At 64.3% G+C, this 20,208-nt stretch carries 17 protein-coding genes and 1 tRNA gene; 9 read left to right on the plus strand and 9 right to left on the minus strand.

Translation table 11 applies throughout. The annotated features are described in order from the left end of the window. The first annotated feature begins 21 nt into the window (after window positions 1-21). Window positions 22-112: transfer RNA gene (locus tag AC1RQF_RS20665), tRNA-Ser, on the plus strand. Window positions 113-154: 42 nt separating this feature from the next. On the opposite strand, the gene AC1RQF_RS20670 is transcribed toward AC1RQF_RS20665, so the two are convergent. The 3 genes from AC1RQF_RS20670 to AC1RQF_RS20680 all read right to left on the minus strand — a co-directional run bounded on the left by AC1RQF_RS20670 (window position 155) and on the right by AC1RQF_RS20680 (window position 5,652). After that, window positions 155-1,117, minus strand: coding sequence for a site-specific integrase (locus tag AC1RQF_RS20670; RefSeq protein ID WP_492872848.1), 963 nt, complete (start codon window positions 1,115-1,117; stop codon window positions 155-157). A 261-nt stretch (window positions 1,118-1,378) separates the two neighbouring features. Further along, complete coding sequence (locus AC1RQF_RS20675; RefSeq protein WP_492872849.1) at window positions 1,379-3,664, minus strand: nSTAND3 domain-containing NTPase; 2,286 nt, start codon at window positions 3,662-3,664, stop codon at window positions 1,379-1,381. A gap of 26 nt (window positions 3,665-3,690) precedes the next feature. Beyond that, window positions 3,691-5,652, minus strand: a complete 1,962-nt coding sequence (locus AC1RQF_RS20680) for an ATP-dependent nuclease (RefSeq protein WP_492872850.1) — start codon at window positions 5,650-5,652, stop codon at window positions 3,691-3,693. A gap of 142 nt (window positions 5,653-5,794) precedes the next feature. On the opposite strand from AC1RQF_RS20680, the gene AC1RQF_RS20685 reads away from it, so the two are divergent. Beyond that, entirely contained in the window at window positions 5,795-6,157 is a 363-nt protein-coding gene (locus tag AC1RQF_RS20685; protein ID WP_492872851.1) for a hypothetical protein, read from the plus strand. A gap of 108 nt (window positions 6,158-6,265) precedes the next feature. Here the strand turns inward: AC1RQF_RS20685 and AC1RQF_RS20690 are convergent, their stop codons facing one another. Beyond that, a complete protein-coding gene (locus tag AC1RQF_RS20690) occupies window positions 6,266-7,429 on the minus strand; it encodes an alkane 1-monooxygenase (RefSeq protein WP_492872852.1) in 1,164 nt (387 codons plus the stop codon). A gap of 314 nt (window positions 7,430-7,743) precedes the next feature. Between AC1RQF_RS20690 and AC1RQF_RS20695 the strand changes: the two genes are divergently transcribed. The 3 genes from AC1RQF_RS20695 (at window position 7,744) to AC1RQF_RS20705 (ending at window position 11,333) form a co-directional block, all read left to right on the plus strand. Then, window positions 7,744-9,249, plus strand: a complete 1,506-nt coding sequence (locus tag AC1RQF_RS20695; protein ID WP_492872876.1) for a cryptochrome/photolyase family protein — start codon at window positions 7,744-7,746, stop codon at window positions 9,247-9,249. Window positions 9,250-9,410: 161 nt separating this feature from the next. Next, window positions 9,411-9,977: an adenylyl-sulfate kinase gene (gene cysC, locus AC1RQF_RS20700; RefSeq protein ID WP_274003984.1), complete on the plus strand. Its 567-nt coding sequence runs from the start codon at window positions 9,411-9,413 to the stop codon at window positions 9,975-9,977. 642 nt (window positions 9,978-10,619) lie between these two features. Further along, complete coding sequence (locus AC1RQF_RS20705) at window positions 10,620-11,333, plus strand: autoinducer binding domain-containing protein (RefSeq protein ID WP_274003982.1); 714 nt, start codon at window positions 10,620-10,622, stop codon at window positions 11,331-11,333. Window positions 11,334-11,372: 39 nt separating this feature from the next. Here the strand turns inward: AC1RQF_RS20705 and AC1RQF_RS20710 are convergent, their stop codons facing one another. The 5 genes from AC1RQF_RS20710 to AC1RQF_RS20730 all read right to left on the minus strand — a co-directional run bounded on the left by AC1RQF_RS20710 (window position 11,373) and on the right by AC1RQF_RS20730 (window position 15,547). After that, window positions 11,373-11,987 carry a hypothetical protein gene (locus AC1RQF_RS20710; RefSeq protein ID WP_274003981.1) on the minus strand — a complete coding sequence of 205 codons (615 nt, stop codon included), beginning with the start codon at window positions 11,985-11,987 and terminating at the stop codon, window positions 11,373-11,375. Window positions 11,988-12,138: 151 nt separating this feature from the next. Continuing rightward, window positions 12,139-12,273 (minus strand): hypothetical protein, encoded by a 135-nt coding sequence (locus tag AC1RQF_RS20715; protein WP_274003979.1) that lies wholly within the window; start codon window positions 12,271-12,273, stop codon window positions 12,139-12,141. Beyond that, window positions 12,270-13,505, minus strand: coding sequence for an MFS transporter (locus tag AC1RQF_RS20720; RefSeq protein ID WP_492872853.1), 1,236 nt, complete (start codon window positions 13,503-13,505; stop codon window positions 12,270-12,272). The genes AC1RQF_RS20715 and AC1RQF_RS20720 overlap by 4 nt, the downstream gene beginning before the upstream one ends. Before the next feature lie 222 nt (window positions 13,506-13,727). Continuing rightward, window positions 13,728-14,480: an ABC transporter ATP-binding protein gene (locus tag AC1RQF_RS20725; protein ID WP_274003975.1), complete on the minus strand. Its 753-nt coding sequence runs from the start codon at window positions 14,478-14,480 to the stop codon at window positions 13,728-13,730. Between the two features lie 140 nt (window positions 14,481-14,620). Beyond that, window positions 14,621-15,547: a LysR substrate-binding domain-containing protein gene (locus tag AC1RQF_RS20730; RefSeq protein WP_492872855.1), complete on the minus strand. Its 927-nt coding sequence runs from the start codon at window positions 15,545-15,547 to the stop codon at window positions 14,621-14,623. A 125-nt stretch (window positions 15,548-15,672) separates the two neighbouring features. On the opposite strand from AC1RQF_RS20730, the gene AC1RQF_RS20735 reads away from it, so the two are divergent. From AC1RQF_RS20735 to hutC, 4 genes are all read left to right on the plus strand, one after another. Continuing rightward, entirely contained in the window at window positions 15,673-16,650 is a 978-nt protein-coding gene (locus AC1RQF_RS20735; protein WP_274003971.1) for an alpha/beta hydrolase family protein, read from the plus strand. A gap of 275 nt (window positions 16,651-16,925) precedes the next feature. Further along, window positions 16,926-17,699 (plus strand): 4'-phosphopantetheinyl transferase family protein, encoded by a 774-nt coding sequence (locus AC1RQF_RS20740; protein ID WP_492872856.1) that lies wholly within the window; start codon window positions 16,926-16,928, stop codon window positions 17,697-17,699. A 252-nt stretch (window positions 17,700-17,951) separates the two neighbouring features. Beyond that, complete coding sequence (gene hutH / locus AC1RQF_RS20745; RefSeq protein WP_274003967.1) at window positions 17,952-19,475, plus strand: histidine ammonia-lyase; 1,524 nt, start codon at window positions 17,952-17,954, stop codon at window positions 19,473-19,475. A gap of 4 nt (window positions 19,476-19,479) precedes the next feature. Further along, complete coding sequence (gene hutC / locus AC1RQF_RS20750) at window positions 19,480-20,175, plus strand: histidine utilization transcriptional repressor HutC (protein ID WP_274003965.1); 696 nt, start codon at window positions 19,480-19,482, stop codon at window positions 20,173-20,175. The last annotated feature ends 33 nt before the right edge of the window (window positions 20,176-20,208 follow it).

The raw sequence follows: 20,208 nt of genomic DNA on the forward strand, positions 1-20,208 counted from the left end.
TGCTATACTCTCGCTCTTGCTGGAGAGATGGATGAGTGGTTTAAGTCGCACGCCTGGAAAGCGTGTATAGGTTAATCGCCTATCGGGGGTTCGAATCCCCCTCTCTCCGCCAGAATTTCTTTATTTTTCAACGACTTGGCGAAGTGGGTTTCGATTAATTGCTATGGTTTACCGCTGTTTTCTGTGCGGAATCGCAGCTTAATCGCAACGTCGATTCTGCAAACTTCGCTACAGCTTTGCCGCCTGCATCTGGGTCAGCGCTGGGCATCCACCTAGCGTAAATTCGAACCGTCGTGTTCTGGTTCGAATGGCCCATCTGCCGAGCTACCCACATCGGATGTTCCCCCGCTGAAAGCATCATGGACGCATACGTATGGCGCGTCTGGTAGGGCTTTCTATAGCGGATTTGTGCGTGCCGTAGTCCTCGGGTCCACACTATCCGAATGGGGGAATCCCCTCCCCACCTTTCCCCGTTGCGCGGGTCTTGAAATACTTCCCGGCCCAGTAGGTACGTGTGAGCTTTTTGGGCAACTAGCGCGGCGAGGGCAGGCGGCAACAGCTTTACCTCTCGACGGCTTGACTTGGTTTTAGTGTCTTCTGCCTCCTTGGCTGTTTGGGTCAACGCGCGCTTGATAACAACTACTCCGCGTTTCCAATCTACATCCGTCCAGTTCAGTGCGACTAGCTCCGAAGTACGTAAGCCGGTCCAGAACGCGAACTGAAACATATTCGCGGCTTGGGGTTGCATAGCTGCGACGATGTTTCGTTGTTCATCTGACGTGAACGGGTCCACGTCGTCCTCCTCTTTCGGTGCCTCCTTCTTCCGGTATGTCCAGCCGTACAACGGGTTTGTGGCGAGTAGCTCGTCCTGTACCGCGTCGTCCAGAGCTTTCCTAGCTACACTCTGTATGTTTGCCAAGAGTTTGTTTGTGCATTCCATCTCACCTAGCCAGTCACGAAAATCAGACCGCCTTAGATTTTCTAGGTTGCGGTAGCGGATGCGCGGTGAGATGGGCATGAACGAGCGGTGCGCTTCGGCACGAAAGCAAAAGGGAAAGTCTATTATTACAAAAAACTTTCTATATCTTAAGTGCGCGCACAACCCAAAGAGATCCATTGCGGAGAGAGCGGCTTAGGCGTGTCCGAAAATAAGACCTTTGTATTTTCGGACACGCGTTAATATTCACGCGTACATTTCGGCCTATTTGAGACGTACATATGTTCCGCGTCTGCGCCTATATCCGCCTCTCCGATCGATCGAATCTCGACGACTACTTTCTGCATCACTCATGACAAGCCCAGACAGTCACCTTTAAAGAGACGGTCGGAGTGTGTCGGCAACCCGAATTCTTGCGATCAGCACCGTTCTGACGCCGCGTTACTCGTCGACATCGGAGAAAATAGATCGCCCCGTTGTGGAATCTCCAACCGTGGCGGGCGAAACCCTGTTCCAGAAGCTGCCCGAGTCGTCGTCCGATTTGGATGCCTTAACTGACGCCTTGGCTTCCGTCAGTTCATCCTCCAACTCCCGAATTTTCGGTTCCAAGTCGTCGTTATCGATCGTTAGCTCTTCTATGTCGCGAAGAAAGTCTGATATTGGGTCGAAGTGATCGTCCAAATCGCTATCAGGATCCGCGCTTTCAGCCAACTCGGATATGCGATCACGAACGGCATCGTTCAGTAAGCCGATGAGCTTGCCGGTTAGACGCATCAAATCTAATGGCTCAAACAGTTCCAGTAAGTTCTCCTGACGAAGGAAAGACAAGTCGAAGTTGCGAAGCGCCGCGTCCTCAAGCTCGTCGCTAGTCGCCGAACGCAGCGAGCTTTCGAGGATTCCGAGGCGGTGTGCTAAGCCACGAAGGCGCACGCTATTATTCCTTCGGATTCTCTGCCAACTGTGCGTCTCGCCACGCCTTGTCAGAATAGATGGGTCGAATTCAAGGACCTTCTTCGTAACAGACTCCGGACACCGATCAACCAAGAACAGGAACAGTTTCTCGTTCAGACCCGACGCATCCGGCGTATCGATCAAGCGTCCGATCACGCTGTCAAAGCTCGTCGCTGGCACTACCACCGCGTCACGTACGCTGGGCGCGCCTTCGCATATCGCTTCGCTGAGTAGGTTCTCAAGGCGCGTACCTCGGACATAAAGGCCCACCAAGTCCGACCGTCCACTGAGTATGCTGCTGATCGCATCCGCGAAGGTGGGGTGAACGAACCCCCAACACATCTGTCCGCTTTCCAGCCGCTTCAGAAGAAACGCTCCCAGGAGCTGCCCTAGTGCTTCGACGACGGACGCAACCGTTACGCCGAACTTATCAGCCACGACCTTACATTCTGCGTCCCCCGCTGAGTGAACTGCAAGCCTCGAACGGGCGAGAAATACCAACGTCATCGCCGCTTGCTGCGCCGACGTGAGCTCAAGAATCGTCTCCTTTAAGAACTCCTGAGGTTCATTCACAAAACGAATCAAGTCTTTGGGTAGCGACTTCACACCTTTCGTATAGGTAGAATCGCCTAATCGTCGCGCAATCTCCGGGAGCAAGTAAAGTTGCGCAGCTAAGTCCGGCAGGTGTGGCTTCACCGCCTGTTTCCAAGAGCGGATTTGATTCCCCGCCTTCACATGGTTATATAGGATCTGCTGTCGCTCCTCTGGGCTAAGCAAGCCTACGTCTACGATCGCGCGATTATCGGCCAAAAACGGGTGATTTCGGGTGCCAAGCTTATGCTTAGCTGCATTCCAGATGTGCGTACGCGAGGTAAGTATAAAATGATTGCCGAGTTCGATAGCAGCCTTCACCTTCGGCATAAACTCGATCCAGGCATCCACATAGTCGTCTCGCAACTGATTCGGACCAAAGGCATCGTCTATCCAGAACAGCCGATTTCGCTCGTGAGGATTCCAGCGCGACCGTAGCTCAAGAGGACCTTCGCATTTGAGGGTCTGGTGATGCTCGCTGTCAATCGCCGTGGTTGCCAAGATCGCTGCCAGCATCGATTTACCCGCTGCAGGGGCACCGAGAAGCAAAACAAGCTTGTGTTCGCCTAGTGTGCGGACAGCGGTCCTGTGTGCAGAAGTCGGTACGTATACCTTCAGACTCGGCAGCAGGTGTCCGAGAAGTGCCTCCGTTTGTGTCGCGCATCTTTCATCGACGATAGTCGAGAGATCACCCAGGCCATAGACGCGTGGCACTAGTGCGCGAAGTCGTGGACTGCTTTTGATCTGCAGCGTGAGCCATTCCAGTCCCAGAACGTGGGCTTCCCTTACCCCGGTTGCGACAAGGGTATCGCGAATCTTCGCTGCAACAGGGGCATCCACGCCAAGGCTAGTAAGGAAGTAGTAGGTCGATGCTCTACCCTCCGACACTAGCTTCTCAACCGTTTCCAATTCGCTGGAGATATCACCCGGCCGCAGCCGAACGTCACTCCGACTGCTGAACTTACACTGAACGGTCGCCTCTGTGAGCGGCTCATGGACCTCTTGGCCGGGCAGCATGAATACAGCGTCCTGCCCGCCGTCCTGCGCTTCACGATAAACAGAAACAGTGCGCCCAAAAGCTACCTCGCATACTTGGGCACAGAGATCCTGGAAACCTTTCCAGCCTAACGTGTGCAGAGCAAGAGAAACGTTAGATGCCTGAGAGGTTGGGTTGTGATCGTTCATATAATTTTGCTCGCTACTCGGGTCTATCAGGCTTTTGGGTTTCCGGCAAAACGGACGGTAGTCTCAAAGCCATGGTCCCGAGCCCAGAGCAAGACTTTCGAACGCAACACTTCTATATACTCACCTTGCATTTCGTCCTGCGGAAAGGGTTCGTGCTGTTCGCTGCTGACGAGGTCTTTCAACAGCGCTTGAACCAATGCCCCCAGTTTGGCGTCCTCGGTAATGGCTCGATACGCGTTCAACGGCTTGTCCTTGGATTCTTCGTCTCCCCCAAGAAACCGCTCGAAATCCGGTATGCTGACCCGATGCCGTACCGTTAAGCCCGCGGTTCGAGCATCCAGTATCGCGTTTCGGATCTTCGTGTTTTCGGTCCACATGCCGTTTTTGTCACCGTTGGCTTTGAACGGCGGATCGCAGTCGTGAACGATGCCGAAGCCGATCTTAAAATGCCGCAATACCTTGATCAACGGAACCAGAATCGCCTTTCCACGTGCTCGGATGACTGTCGCCCGATCCATGAGCTCCTGTTCCTTTTCAACGATGGCGGCCACAAACGCGGCGTGCTCCGTGTCGCCTTCGACCAGCACCGGATAGGAACCGAAGAAGACCTCGGCAAAACTCGGATCAATGTGCTGCAAAGCCTGAAGTCGCTGTTTCTCGTCACCTTCAAACGCAATGGAGTCGGAGCGATATGTCATTGGCGCAATAGGAGCTCCATCGTTCCCGCCAAGACGCTCCAGCCGCACGATCGTTGTATGGTCCTCAAATGGATTCACGAAGTACGGGGAATGCGTAGTCATGAAAACTTGCCAATCGGGGCTTTCAGCCAGCCTGTAGAGGTGCCTTTGCGCCGCGCGGGCGGCCATTGGATGCAGAGCATTCTCCGGTTCATCGATCAGTAAAAGATAGCCAGGCAGCGACGGGTCGTCCGGACTTTCGGGTATCGGAGCGCCAGCGGCATGAGCATCTAATTGCGCCGTCAAATTGGCTATCCGAGCATTGATCTCTACCCGAACTTCGTCCGTTATCTTCTTCGCTGCCTTTTTTTCTTGATCGGCTAGCTCTCTTTCGAGGTTCTTCTGAAACTCGGCACGAACTTCCTTTTCACGAGTGAGCTCATTGTGTACCTGCAACATCGCCCAGAACAGCGCGCGCCGTGCGCCCGTTCCTTGCTGGGCCAATGATGTGTCCGCCTTACCATCAGCTATCCGGAGACCCGAACCCTTTTTCACAAGATCGTCAAGCTTTACTGTAAAAGGAGCGGAAGCGATATTGAGGCGCACACCCAGCGATGGGAATACACTCTTGAAACCCTCGGTGACCTGCGCCGCAATTTTATTAAAGTCGCCTTCGTGCGCAGCGCTGTGATCGTTGATATTGGCGGTGATGCTTGAAATCGCTTTTGATAAGGCCGATTCAGCGTTTTGGCGCTCCTTTTCGAGGCTGGCGATCAGAGGTGTGAGAGCGAGCGTGAGAAGCATCTCTTCAGTTTTCTCGGCATCGTCTAGCGACCCGACGCGGAGCGGGCGCGGCAAGCGTGAGGTGAAAACGTTATCCAGACCCGCAGCATTTTTGTCGGGATCCCAGTCCCCGGCATTGTCCGCGCCACCGGTCGGATTCCAAGTCGTACGCACCTTCTGAAAAGACGGGACCGTCCACTGCCAACGGCTCTTGACAATGCGCAGCCCACCGTCATCGATTTTCCACTCAGGAGCTATGTTTCCAATTCCGTCGGGAATATGAACTTCGAGAATCACCTCGGAGGGATGATCCTGCTGCGCCTGAATATGCCTATCCCGCGTGGGCTCAAAGGAAATCGTGCCCTTTGCCAACTCGTACGCACGAAGTATTGTCGATTTTCCAGCGTTGTTTCGACCTACGAGACACACAACGTTATCGAGGGAAATGTCTACGGGATCGTTTCCGATACAACCGATATTGCGGACACTGATTCTTACCAGTTTTGATCTGTTTTCTTCCGCTGCCATGTTTTCCCCGATATATTTGCTTTGGTGACCGACGCAAACAGAACTGTCGACCATAGGCGAACGAGTGTCAAATGAAAACTAGCCGCCTCATTTCCAACAGTTCCTCCTTCCTCGCGAACGAATTGACAAACCGATTCCATCGATGCAAAGGGCATACTGCCGACTAGCCCACATTGAGCGCTCCCTGACGGACCCCTTTGGGCTATTCACGCGCACAGGTGATCCCGGAACCGGCTCAAGTGCACTGTCGGCAATTTTTGAAGTGGGAGAGGGCGGCACCAAGGCAAGGGCGGTTTGTGCGGCAGCCGACAACGCTGGGTATTTATCCGGACATTTTTTCGTGATTTGGCTGGAAACGGTTGTGAAATATGGGCATATGGCGGACTTTTTGGTGGAGCGGCCGCATTCGCTGCCTCCAAAGCCTTATTTGACGAAATGCCTTCAGTTTGCGGGTACTTTGTCGGGTATTTTTTTGATTTATCGCCTTGCAGGCCTTATAAAATAAGGGTTTTTGACGGACCCTCTCTCCGCCAGAATACCGAAACCCCCGCGAATCGCCGATTTGCGGGGGTTTTATCTTTCAGGGCGGGCGATGCGTAACGCTTAGCCCCGCCTAACCCCGTCCCGCCGCCACCTGCGCGAGCACCTTCTCCCGAATCGACGGCTTGATGTTCGACTGCGCGAACCGATCCCCGTAATGCGCGACCACCCGCGGGTTCATCACGCGGAACCACAGCGGCGGCACATACGCGAGCAGGATCATCGCCGCATAGCCGACGGGCAGCTGCGGTGCGTCGTCGAAGTGACGCAGCGCCTGATACGAGCGGGTGGGGTTGGCATGGTGATCCGCGTGCCGCTGCAACTGATAGAGAAACAGGTTTGTCACGACATGGTTGCTGTTCCACGAGTGCTGCGGCGCGCATCGCTCGTAGCGCCCGTTCGGCAGTTGCTTGCGGCCGAGCCCGTAGTGCTCGACGTAGTTGACCACCTCGAGCAGCGACGCGCCGTACACCGCCTGGATCAGCAGGAAGGGCACGACGATCGCGCCGCACCACGCGATCGCGACGCCCCACAGCACGGCCGTCATCGCCCACGCCTGCAGTACCTCGTTGCGCCACGACCAGACGCTGTGTCCGCCGCGCGCGAGGCGCTGGCGTTCGAGCCGCCACGCGGAGGCGATGCTGCCCGTCACGGTGCGCGGCAGGAACGCCCAGAATGATTCGCCGTAGCGCGCGCTGGCCGGATCGGCGGGCGTCGCGACGCGCACATGATGGCCGCGATTGTGCTCGACATAGAAATGACCATAGGCGACGGGCGCGAGCGTGATCCTGGCCAGCCAGCGCTCGAAGCGGCTGGTCTTGTGGCCAAGCTCGTGGGCGGTGTTGATCGAGGCGCCGGTCGCCACGCCCAGCGACAGCGCGAAGCCGAGGTAGTCATACCAGGTCAGCGTCTGCGTGACGACCACCCACATCGCGCCCGCGAACACGACGTATTCGACGAAGGTCGCGAGGTACACCACGTAGCGGTAGTAACGCTGCTGCTCGAGCGCGGGCACGATGGCCTCGGGCGGATTGTCCCGGTCGTCGCCGATCAGGATGTCGAGGAGCGGGATCACGCCGAACGCGAATAGCGGCCCGAACCACCAGAAAATATGCCAGCCGGTCGCGAGCGCGAGTTGCGCGGAGGCGATCGGCAGCGTGACGGTCAAGGCGCCGAGCAGCCACCAGTAGCGCTTGCCGTCGGTCCACGGCACGGATGCCGGTGCGGGTGTCGACATGGTCTCCCTCCTTGTTGTGGTTTGGCCGCCTCGCGCGCGCCCCGATGGCCTGATTTATATGTGCTGCGCCCGGGCTTCGCCAAATCCCCGGTTAGGTGTACGACTCCAAACGGGGCGCTGTCCGTCGCGATGCGATGCGGCTCGCCTGGCGCGGCGATTGAAACGCGGCACGGAGGCGACGGTTGGTTCGAGCCCGGAGCGGATGCCGTGCAGCCGGACGGGTGGAGTGGAACGAGGAGGGAGTCGGGTGCTCACGCAACGATCGGGGAGGCTGCCCGCCCTTTGCATCGACAACGCGATCTCCCCACGCGACAATGACCGCCCCTGCCAGAACGTCCGCTTCGAGGTGTCCCGCCGTGTCCAACCCTGATGCTCCCGCCATCGTTTGGTTTCGCGATGATCTGCGCCTGATCGACCAGCCCGCGCTGTATCGCGCGGCGGCGTCCGGTCGTCCGCTCGTGTGCGTGTTCGTCAGCGATCCGGCGGGGGCGGGCCGGTCGCTCGGCGGCGCGGCGCGGTGGTGGCTGCATGGCGCGCTGGCGTCGCTCGATCGCGCGTTGCGCGCGCGCGGCGGTGAACTCGTGCTGCTGCGAGGCGACGAGGCCGCCACCATCGAGGGGCTGGCGGTCGAACTCGGCGCGGGCGCGGTGTATTGGAACCGTCGCTACGCGCTGGGGCATCGCACGCTCGACAGCGGCCTCAAGGCAGCCTTGAAGGCGCGTGGGATCGTCGCGGAGAGCGGCAACGCGGCGCTGCTCAACGAGCCCTGGGAGGTCCTGACCGGTGCAGGCAAGCCCTACCAGGTATTTACCGCGTACTGGCGCGCGGCGCGCGCCGGCCGCGAGGTTGCGCCGCCGCTGCCGGAGCCGGAGTCGCCGAGGTTCCTTCCGCTGCCGCCCGCGCTCGCGGCGCGCCGCGCGGCGCTCCCTGAACTGGGCCTGTTGCCAGTCCGCCCGGATTGGTCGGGCGGCCTGCGCGACGCCTGGCGTTGCGGCGAGGACGACGCGCTGGACGTCCTGCGCGAATTCCTGGCTCGGCGCCTGCGCGGCTACACGGATGCCCGCGATCGGCCGGATCAGCCGGCGACGAGCCGACTGTCGCCGTATCTCCGCTTCGGCCAGTTGTCCGCGCGCCAGATCTGGCATGCGGCGCAGGCGGCGGCGCACGAGCAGGGCGCCGCCGCGCTCGCGGATCTCGACAAGTTTTTGAGCGAGCTCGGCTGGCGGGAATTTTGTTACGGCATGTTGTATGCGTTACCGGACTTATCGGTTTGTAATGTCCGCCGCCAGTTCGACGCAATGCCCTGGCGCCGCGATCCGGCGGCGCTGGCGGCGTGGCAGCGCGGCATGACCGGTTATCCGTTGGTCGATGCGGGCATGCGGGAGCTGTGGGCGACGGGCTGGATGCACAACCGGGTGCGGATGGTGGCGGCGTCGTTTCTCGTCAAGCATCTGCTGCTCGACTGGCGTGACGGCGAGGCCTGGTTCTGGGACACGCTGGTCGACGCGGATCCCGCGAGCAACGCGGCGAACTGGCAATGGGTGGCGGGCTGCGGCGCCGACGCCGCGCCATACTTCCGAATCTTCAATCCGGTCCTGCAGGGGCAGAAGTTCGATCCCGACGGCGACTACGTCCGGCGCTGGGTGCCGGCGCTCGCGCGCCTGCCGGCCGGCGTGATCCATGCGCCCTGGCGGGCGCGGCCCGAACAGTTGGCGGCGGCCGGGGTGCGGCTTGGCGCGGATTATCCGCTGCCGATCGTCGAGCACGACGCCGCGCGCGCTCGGGCGCTCGCGGCGCTGGAGCAGGTCACGCGCGGTTGAGTTCGCCCGTGCGGCATTTTGTGCCCAAACCGATGCAGCGTTGTGCTCGGTTTCCACTTTAGCATATTTCTTGAGAATATTTTGTAAAAATTCATGCATTTTTGTTTATTCGTCTAGCGGCTAGACTCCCCTCGATATCAGGATCTTGAGAGGGATTTGAAATGGATATGAAGGGTGGATATCCACCGGAGGCCGTTGCTCCGGTCGTATGGATGACAGGCTTGCCCGGCGCAGGCAAGACCACGACCGCGAACGCCTTGCTGAACCTGCTGCTGGCCCGCGGCGTGAAGGCCATCGTGCTGGACGGCGACACCCTGCGCGCCGGCCTGTGCGCCGATCTCGGTTTTTCCGATGCCGACCGCATGGAGAATATCCGCCGCTTCGCGCATATCGCGAAGCTGTTCCAGTACGAAGGCTATCTCGTCATCGTCGCGACCATCTCGCCGCTGCAGGCGCAGCGCGACCTCGCGCGTTCGATCATCGGCAAGGGTTTCTTCGAGACCTTCGTCTCCACGCCGGCAGCCGTGTGCCGAGCACGCGATCCGAAGGGCATGTACGCGCTCGCGGAGCGCGGCAAGCTGCCGCAATTCACGGGCGTGTCGGGCCCGTACGAGGCGCCGGCGGCGCCCGAGATGGTGCTCGATACGTCGGGCTGCGAGGTCGGCGTGTCGATCCTGACCTTGCTTGCGCAACTGGCGAGCGTCGCGGAGCTGCCCGGCCGGCTCTGACGTTTTCCGGCGGCAGGCGCCTGTGCGTGTCTGCCGCGCCGATGCTTGGCGCACCGTTTTACCCGCGCCCTTCCTGCATCCGGCGCGATTCCTTCCGCCTCGTTTCCCGCCGTTCGCCGCGCGACCCGCGCCGTCCTCGTCCGGCGTGCGCGCACGCTCGACTCCCCACGCCTTTCATTGTGCATTTAATTATATTCATTTGTTAAGCAAGGGAATTTCGTCAATTCTTTTCTGATTTCAAAAGCAAGAAAATTGGCAATCTGCTATCGCAGATAAATTTATCCTTGAGGATTGAATTCTTTCATTTCGTCAAGAATGTTGAGAACGTTTGCGTAATGTCAGCGTGCCCTGAATTGTGCGCGGTATCGTAACGGCCGGCATCATATTGATTTATTTGTGAAATTCGTGGATTGCGGGTTGAATAATCGAGGTCGCTGTTGAGACTGAACTTTACTTATTCATTGCGCCAATGACGGATTCGGGATGGTTGCAATTGATTTCGTCACGGGCTTAATGTTTAATGATTCCTGATTTGAATAGACGGGTTTAATAACCTCAAAAAAAACGGGCGGCCCGGGTTCGTGCGCTCATCTGGGGCGTGGGGGGCGGCAAGTCCGGCACACAGATCCGAAGAGGGCCTACATGATGAACTGGGCAGAGAACGTGCTATCGGGGCTGGATCGCGCACGGTCCGAGGACGATGTATTCGCGAAGGTCGAGGCCGCCGCGGCCGACCTCGGCTTCGAGTACTGCGCGTATGGGCTGCGCGTGCCCTGGCCGCTGTCTCGTCCCCGGATCGTGATGCGCAGCAACTACCCGGAGCCCTGGCAGCGTCGCTACCTTGAAGCGGGCTTTCTCGATATCGATCCGATCGTCGCGCATGGCCGGCGTTCGCAGGCGCCCATCATCTGGAGCGACGAGCTGTTCGCGCCCGCGCATCAGCTGTGGATCGAGGCGCAGTCGTTCGGGTTGCGTTTCGGCTGGGCGCAATCGAACTGCGACGCCTACGGCGTGATGGGCATGCTGGTGATGGTCCGTTCCTCGGCGCCGTTGACGGCCGACGAACTCGAGAGCAAGGAACCGCGCATGCGCTGGCTCGTCAGCACCGCGCATCATGCGCTGGGCCGCAGGATGCTGCCGAAGCTGATGGCGGACCCGGAGCGCGGCTTGACCGAGCGGGAGGTGGAGGTGCTCAAGTGGGCCGCCGACGGCAAGACTTCCGGCGAAATCTCGAAGATTCTCGCGATCTCGGTGGATACCGTGAACTTCCACGTGAAGAACGCGATCGTCAAGTTGAAGACCGCGAACAAGACGGCCGCAGTCGTGCGGGCCGCCATGCTCGGCCTGCTCAGTTGAGCAGGCCGGGGCCCGCGCGCGAGGCGCGGGACACCACGTTCAGTCCTGCGCGGTCGGCTGCGACGTCACGTTGACGGCGGTGGCCGACACATACACCGCATGCACCGTATCGCCCACCTTCAGCGCGCCGAGGTCGAGTTGCGGCGACACTTCGTACGACGCGGTGTTTTGCGGGCCGCGCAGCGTCACGACGCGCGCCTTGCGATCGATGCGCGTCACGGTGGCGAGCAGTTCGACCTGGCGCGTCGTGTCGAAGCCGCTCGGCTTCGGCGTGAGCGAGCGCGTGACCTTGCTTTCGCGGATGTCCGACGCGTCGACCTTGTCGGCCGTGACGAGCAGGGCGTTGCGGGAGAACACGTCGACCCGGTCGCCGACCTTCAGCTTTTCGAAGCCGGGGACTTCCGGCCCGACCACCACGTTCGAGACGAAGTCCTTCGCGCCTTTCAGCGTGAGGGTGCGCGACGCCGCGTCGATGCCGACGATCAGCGCGCGCATGTGGCGGGGCTTGACGTTGTCCACGACGTTTTGCGCGGTCGCGGCGAGTGCCGATTCGCCCGTCGCCGCGGGGGCGGCCGGTTCCTGCGCGGCGGCGGAACCAAGGTGCAGGGCGGACAGGGTAAGGATGGCGGTGCCGACGAACGTCGTTGCTTTCATGGAAATAAGGCCCTCCCGGGATGCCGGATGTGGTTTGAACGAATGATTGCGCAGGGTGCGCAATCGAGATTCTAACGTTCGCGGCGGCCGTGCGCGCGGCCGCGCGGCATGGAGCGGATCTGCATCAAGGCGGGCGGCCGCGCAGCGCGCGTCAGCCGCAGAAGCTCAGGGCGGTGGCGACCGACAGCAGCGCGTCCGGCCGCAGGTACGCGGCGAAGCACAGCGCGACGAGCGCCAGGGCGGCCGCAATGCCGAGCGCGCGACCGGCCGCGCGCAGCGGCTTCATGCGGGCACGCGCGCGGGCGCGGCGCGCGGTGTGCGCGCCACGCGCGCATCGTCGATCGGCAGGTGCAGCAGCGCGGCGACGAGGCCGAGCCCGATCGCGCCGTACCAGAGCGGCAGGTAGGAGCGGGTCGCGTCGAACACGATGCCGCCGAGCCAGACGCCGAGGAAGCCGCCCAGTTGATGGCCGAGAAACACGAGTCCGAACAGCGTGGTGATGTAGCGCACGCCGAACACCTGCGAGACGAGGCCATTGGTCAGCGGCACGGTGCCGAGCCACAGCAGGCCGATCGCGCACGCGAAGACATACAGGCTCGCGGGCGTGAGCGGCAGCGCGACGAACAGCGCGATCACGCCCGCGCGCACCAGGTAGAGCGTGGAGAGCACGTACTTGCGGCGCAGGAAGCCGCCCAGGTAGCCGCATCCATAGGTGCCGGCCACGTTGGCGAGCGCGATCAGCGCGAGCGCGATGCTCGCATGGCGCGCGGTGAAGCCCTGGTCGAACAGGTAGGCGGGAAGATGGGCGCCGATGAAGGCGAGCTGGAAGCCGCACACCACGAAGCCGAGGTTCAACAGCAGGAAGCCGCGATGCGACAGCGCTTCGCGGATGGCGGCGCGCAGCGTCTGGTCGTTGTCGGCGGTCGGCGCGCCCGCGCCCGGCGCATCGTTCAACAGGCCGCCGAGCGGCGCGAGCAGCAGGCAGGCGAGCGCAAGCGCGAGCAGCGCGGTCATCCACCCGAAGCCGCTGATCAATCCCTGCGCGGCGGGCACCATGCAGAACTGGCCGAAGCCGCCGACCGCGCCGGCGACGCCGAGCGCCCAGCTGCGTTCCTCGCCCGGGTAGAGCCGGCTCAGCGCGCCGTAGACGGCGCCGAATGCGGAGCCGGACAGCGCGACGCCGATCAGCCCGCCGCTGGCCAGCGTGAACAGGCCCAGGGTGTTCGCGTATGCCATCAGTGCAAGGCCGAGCGCGTAACAGATCATGCCGGAGACGATCACGCGCGCCGAGCCGAAGCGATCGGCGATCATGCCCGTGAAGGGTTGCGCGAGGCCCCAGAGCAGGTTCTGCAAGGCGAGCGCGAGCCCGAACGCCTCGCGCGACCAGCCGCGCTCGAGCGTGACGGGCAGCAGGAACAGGCCCTGGACGTGGCGGATGCCGAGCGCGGCGCCCATCACCAGGCCGCCGGCGATCACGAGGCGCCAGCGATGGCGGACAGGGGGCCGGGATGAGGGCATGACAGGCGTCTCCGAGTGGGGGCGGCCCGTCGGAGGGGAGCCGCCGTCGCCATTAGACGCGGCGCGGCGGGGTGTTTCAATCGATTCCTCGGTGCGTTTCGCATGCGTGGCGCGCATGCGAAACACGGCGAGCGGGAAGCAGGCGGGAAGGCGGCCGGATGCGCGGGCGCACGCGCCCGGCGGCGGCGCGCGCGATGGCCCCCGCGAGCCGGAGACGGCGTGTCAGAGGGTGGCTGCGGGCAGCGCTTCCTCCTGCGGCAGCACGTGGCGGCGCACCCGGCGGCGGGGCGCCTCGCGCGGGGCCGGCGCGGGCATGCCGGCGATGCAGCCCTCGACCAGGGTGTGGGTGCCCGTGGCGAGCCGCGGCACGAGCCGCGGCTCGCGCTCGGCGATCAGGATGCTCAGGCCTTCGGCGCGCAGCTCGGCGAGCAGCGCGGCGATCTGTTCCGCATGGGCGTCGGTGAGGCCGAGCGCGGGTTCGTCGAGCAGCATCAGGCGCGGTCGCTGGACGAGTGCGCGCGCGATCGCGAGCAATTGCTGCTCGTGGTCGTCGAGCAGCGCGACGCATTGCGCGGCGCGTGCGCGCAGGCATGCGAAGCGGTCGAGCAGGCAATCGGTGTCGTGACGGATGCGTTCCTGGTCGGCGTCGCGCCAGGCGCCCGCCATCAGCGCGTCGCGAACCGACAGCGCGCGCAGCAGCGAACGTTTCTGCGGGACGTAAGCCACGCCGCGCATGACGATCTCGTGGCTTTTCAGGCCGGCCAGTTCCATGCCGTCGAAACGGATCGAGCCGTCGTAGGCCTTCACGAGGCCCGCGATCGTCATCAGCAGGGTGGTCTTGCCCGCCGAGGTGCGGCCCAGCAGGCCCTCGATCGCGCCGGGCGCGACCACGAGGGAGATGCCATGCAGGATTTCGCGCTTGCCATAGCCGCAGGCGAGCGCTTCGATGCGAAGCAGGGGGACAGTCGGACTCACGCGTGACCTCCGGTCGGATGTCTGGGATGGGCCGGCTCGACAAGGGTGCGCGGTCGAGTTCGCGGTTCCATCGCGACCTATTTCACGCGGGAGGAAAAAGCACCGCAACTACCAGAACTGGTAGCCTGACGCCGGCGGCGTCAGCCGAGCGTGGGCGCGGCCTCGTAGGCGCGGGCCTCGTCGCGGATCCAGTCGCGCACGGCGAGCACGTTGGCGCGCGGCGACGGCTCGGCGGCGTATAGCCAATAGCCGAAATCGCGCTTGAGTTCGGGCGCGCTGCGACCGAGCACCGCGAGCCGTCCGTCGGCGATCAGCGGCCCGACGAGCGCGAGCCGGCCAAGCGCGATGCCCTGGCCGGCGACGGCGGCCTGGATCACCTGATCGTACTGGTTGAAGCGCAGCACGCCCTTGGGCCGCGCGTTCGCGAGGCCGATCGCGGCGAGATGATCGGTCCATTGCAGTTGCGCGTGACGCGGGCCGTCGAATTCGAGCAGCACGTGCGCGCCGAGCGCACGGGCGCTCGACAGCGCCGTGCGGCTGACCGACGGATGCGCGACCGGCACGACGGTTTCGTCGAACAGGCGCAGCGCGCCCGCCGGCGCGCGCTGCGCGGTGCAATAGCGGATGCCGAGGTCGATGCCTTCGGCGCGCAGGTCGAGCGACTTGTCGTTGGCGGCGACGCGCAGGTCGATGTCGGGATGGCGCCGCTGGAACCCGCCGAGCCTCGGCAGCAGCCACAGCGCGGTCACGCCGATGCTGGCGGTGATCGTCACGGGCTGCCGCGCCTGCGGCGCGCGCAGCATCGCCACGGTGTCCTGCAGCCGGCGCAGCGCGGCGTCGGCGGTGTGGAACAGCCGTTCGCCTTCCGGCGTGAACGCGATCGACCGGTAGCCGCGATGCAGCAGCGCGACGCCGAGCTGCGCCTCGAGCGCGTGCACCTGGCGGCTCACGGCCGATTGGGTCAGGCACAGGTCCTGCGCGGCGAGCGTGATGCTCATGCGCCGGCCCACCGCGACGAAGCCGCGCAGCAGATCGAGGGGCGGCAGGCGGACGAGGGGAGTTGACATGCGTGACGCTCATGCGAACGGAGCCCGAAGATTGGTTGAGATATCGTCATGCGTCAAGTGCAATGGCGAGACAGGACAGAATGAGAACGCGGGGGCCGATGCGGCCGCCGGAATCAGGAGAACCCATGGCGATACCGTTTCCCGAGGCCATGCCGCCCGAGCCGTTCGTCGCGATCGCGGCGGACGGCTATCCGGTGCGCGGCTTCATGTGGCGCCATCGCGCGCCGGCTTCGCGGCGACCGGTCACGGTCATCAACTGCGCGACCTCGGTGCGCTGCCGCTATTACTTCCGGTTCGCGGCCTATCTGTTCGGCCAGGGCCGCGACGTGCTCGTCTACGACTATCGCGGCATCGGCGAATCGCGCCCCGCGCGGCTCGCGGGCTTTCATGCGACCTGGCTCGACTGGGGGCGCTTCGATTGCGAGGCGGTGCTGCAGTTCGCGCTGCAGCGCTTTCCCGGCCGGCCGCTCGATCTCGTCGGCCACAGCATCGGCGGCTTCGCGCTCGGCCTCGCGGCCTCGAGCGCGCAGCTGCGCCGCGTGTTCACCGTCGGCGCGCAGTATGCGTACTGGCGCGACACCGCGCCGACGCACCGGTTCGGGATGCTGCTCAAGTGGTATCTCGCGATGCCGGCGCTCGCGCATCTGCTCGGCTACGTGCCCGCGAAGCGGCTCGGCTGGATGGAGGACACGCCCAAGGGCGTGGCGCTGTCGTGGAGCCGCTGCCGGCCGCGCTTCGAGGACACCTACGCGCGCGCGCCGCTGTTCGAGACGCAGGAGACCCGCCGCGAGCTGGTCGCGCGCTTTGCACGCGTGAGTGCGCCGATCCTCGCGGTCGGCCTGGCCGACGACGAGTTCGGCACGGTCGCGGCGATCGAGCGCCTGCTCGCGTATTACGCACGCAGCGAGGTCACGCATGTGCGGATCGCGCCGCAGGAGATCGGTGTGCCGGCGATCGGTCACTTCGCATTCTTTCATTCGTGTTTCGCGGCGACGCTGTGGCCGCTCGCGCTGCATTGGCTGCAGGACGGCGCGCTGCCGGCCGGGGCGCCGGGCGAGGTCGTGCGGCGTCCGGCCGAATCCGCGGCGGGGCGGCGCGCGTAACGGCCGGCGAGACGTGCGCTGGGGGCGGCGAGACGCGCTTCCCGCGCGGGATGTCCGGTGTGCGGGCCGGGGCGCTGGGTCGACGGGAGGCGGGCGCGGCGAGGTCGCCGGCGTCGGTGGGCGGGCCGGCTCGCGGCGGCCTCGACGGAGGGGGGGCGCCAGGCGGCGGGATCGCGACGTCGAGCGAGGCCGGCGCGCGAGCTAGGGCAATCGATACTTCGTCCGGCGGCTGCATCCGCTAAGATGCCTTTTTCCATTGCACGCCCTCGCCACCCATGAGCCTGCCCGCCGACCTCGACGCCGTTCTCTCGACCGCTTGCGCGCCCGCCGGCCGGATTGTCGAAGTGCGCGTACCCGATGCGGCGCGGCGCGCGGCCGTACGGGTGCTGCGCATCGATTTCGCGTTCGACACGCCGCTCGACACGCCGGCATTCGACGTGCTGAGCGGCGACGAGCGCGCCCGCGCCCGACGCTTCCTGCGCGCCGAGGACGGCGTGCGCAGCGCAACGACCCGAACGGCGCTGCGCGGCCTGCTCGGCGCGCGGCTCGGCATCGCGCCCGCCGAGGTGCGCCTCGTCACCGATGCGGCCGGCCGGCCCGGGCTCGCGCCCGACCTGGCCGCGCGCGTGCCGGGGTTCGACTTCAACGTTTCGCATTCGGGCCGGCATGCGCTGATCGCGTGGAGCGACACGGCGCGGGTCGGCGTCGATATCGAATGGCATCGCCCGGGCATCGGCTGGGCGTCGCTCGGGCCCGCGGTGTTCGCGGCCGACGACGGCGCGTGGGTCGAGGCGCACCCGGAAGGCGCGCGCGAGGCGGCGTTCTACCGGGTCTGGTCCGCGAAGGAGGCGCTGCTCAAGGCGCTCGGCACCGGCATCGCGGGCGGCCTCACCGCGTTCTCGGTCGTCGATCCCACCTACGACGCGACGCGGCCCGCCGTGCGCGTGGTCGAGCCGGCGTCGCCCGCGCGCGGCGTGGCCGGCTTCGAGGCCGGTTGGCTCGAGGCGCCCGACGGCTACGCGGCCTGCGTCGCCTGGCCGCGCGCGTAACGCGGCGGCGCGGGCCGGCGCGCCCGCCCTTGGCCCGTGCGCTGATTTCCCCCGATCCGGCCCTTCCATGACGGTGGCGCGCACGCCGCGCCGGTGGGCCCCCGGCGTGCTTCCACCCGGTCCTTCGCCTGTCCGCGCGAGATCGATCTAAGGGAAATTCCCGACCTTCGAAAGCGCAAAAACAAGTTGTCTATACAAGCTCGTGACTCTACACTTCAGTCACCCGAACACTTGTATAGACAGGACGCTTTCATGATCACGTTGACCCCAGGCCACCTGACCCTCCCGCAACTGCGCCGGATCGCCCGCGAACAGGTGCGGATCGTGCTCGATCCCGCGAGCCACGCCGCGATCGACCGCTGTGCGCAGGCGGTGGAGGCCATCGCCGCGAAGGGCGAGCCGGCCTACGGCATCAACACGGGGTTCGGCCGGCTCGCGAGCACCCACATCCCGCACGACCAGCTCGAGCTGCTGCAGCGCAATCTGGTGCTGTCGCATGCGGTGGGCGTGGGCGAGCCGATGGCGCTGCCCGTCGTGCGGCTGCTGATGGCGCTCAAGCTGTCGAGCATGGGGCGCGGCCATTCGGGTATCCGCCGCGTCGTGATGGAGGCGCTCGTCACGCTGTTCAACGCCGACGTGCTGCCGCTGATCCCGGTCAAGGGTTCGGTCGGCGCATCGGGCGACCTCGCGCCGCTCGCGCACATGTCGGCCGTGCTGCTCGGCATCGGCGAGGTGTTCATCCGCGGCGAGCGCGCGAGCGCCGTCGACGGGCTGCGCGTCGCGGGTCTCGAACCGCTCACGCTGCAGGCGAAGGAAGGGCTCGCGCTCCTGAACGGCACGCAGGCGTCCACGGCGCTCGCGCTCAACAACCTGTTCGCGATCGAGGACCTGTACCGCACCGGGCTGGTGGCCGGCGCGCTGTCGGTCGACGCGGCGGCGGGCTCCGTGAAGCCGTTCGACGCGCGCATCCACGAACTGCGCGGCCATCGCGGCCAGATCGAGGCGGCGGCCGCGTATCGCGCGCTGCTCGAAGGTTCGGACATCAACCTGTCGCACCGCGATTGCGACAAGGTGCAGGATCCGTACAGCCTGCGCTGCCAGCCGCAGGTGATGGGCGCGTGTCTCGACCAGATGCGCCACGCGGCGTCGGTGCTGCTCATCGAGGCGAACGCGGTGTCGGACAACCCGCTGATCTTCCCGGACACGGGCGAAGTCCTGTCGGGCGGCAATTTCCACGCGGAGCCGGTCGCATTCGCGGCCGACAACCTCGCGCTCGCGGCGGCCGAGATCGGCGCGCTCGCGGAACGCCGCATCGCGCTGCTGATCGACGCGACGCTGTCGGGCCTGCCGCCGTTCCTGGTCAAGGATGGCGGCGTGAATTCCGGGTTCATGATCGCGCACGTGACGGCGGCCGCGCTCGCGTCCGAGAACAAGACGCTCGCGCATCCGGCCTCGGTCGATTCGCTGCCGACCTCGGCGAACCAGGAAGACCACGTGTCGATGGCGACCTTCGCCGCGCGCAAGCTCGCCGACATCGCCGACAACACCCAGTACATCCTGGCGATCGAGCTGCTCGCCGCCGCCCAGGGCGTCGACCTGCGCGCGCCGCGCGAGACGAGCCCCGCGCTCGACCGCGTGATGAAGACGATCCGCGCCGAGGTCGCGCACTACGATCTCGACCACTACTTCGCGCCGGACATCGCCGCGATCGCGCGTCTCGTGCAGGCGGGCGCATTCGCCGCGCACAGCCCGCTGTCGTTCGAATCGGAACAGTGACGCGATGAACACGCCCGCCTATCAGGAAATCAAGGATTTCATCCTCGAACGCATCCACGCCGGCGAATGGGCGGAGGGCGATCAGGTGCCGTCCGAGAATGAGCTGGCGCGCGAGTTCAAGGTCGCGCGGATGACCGTCAATCGCGCACTGCGCGAGCTGACGGCCGAGCAGGTGCTGACCCGGATCCAGGGGGCGGGCACCTTCGTCGCGCGGCCCAAGTACGAATCGACGCTGGTCGCGATCCGCAGCATCTCCGACGAGATCGACGCGCGCGGGCACCGGCACCATGCGCGCGTGCTCGACCTCGTCACGATGAAGGCCGACGAGGCGCTTGCCGACGAGATGCAGGTCGCGCTGCATGCGCGGATCTTCCGCTCGATGGTGCTGCACTACGAGAACGACGAGCCCGTGCAGTTGGAGGAACGCTGGGTCAATCCGGCCGTCGCGGCGGACTACGCGGACCAGGATTTCACGCACGTCACGCCGAACCAGTACCTGATGCGCGCCGCGCCGCTGCAGCGCGTCGAGTACCGGATCGAGGCCGCGACGCCGGACAAGGCGATGCGCGAGCACCTCGAGATGAGCGACACCGAGCCGTGTCTCGTGCTGCATCGCCGAACCTGGTCGCAGGGCGTCGTGGCATCGGTCGTGAATCTGTGGCACCCGGGCAGCCGTTATCGCTTCACCGGACATTTCTGAGAACCGTCTTTTTTTCCCTGCGGGAGCAAGCCG

The sequence above is a fragment of the Burkholderia sp. GW821-FHT14F03 genome (assembly GCF_058803765.1).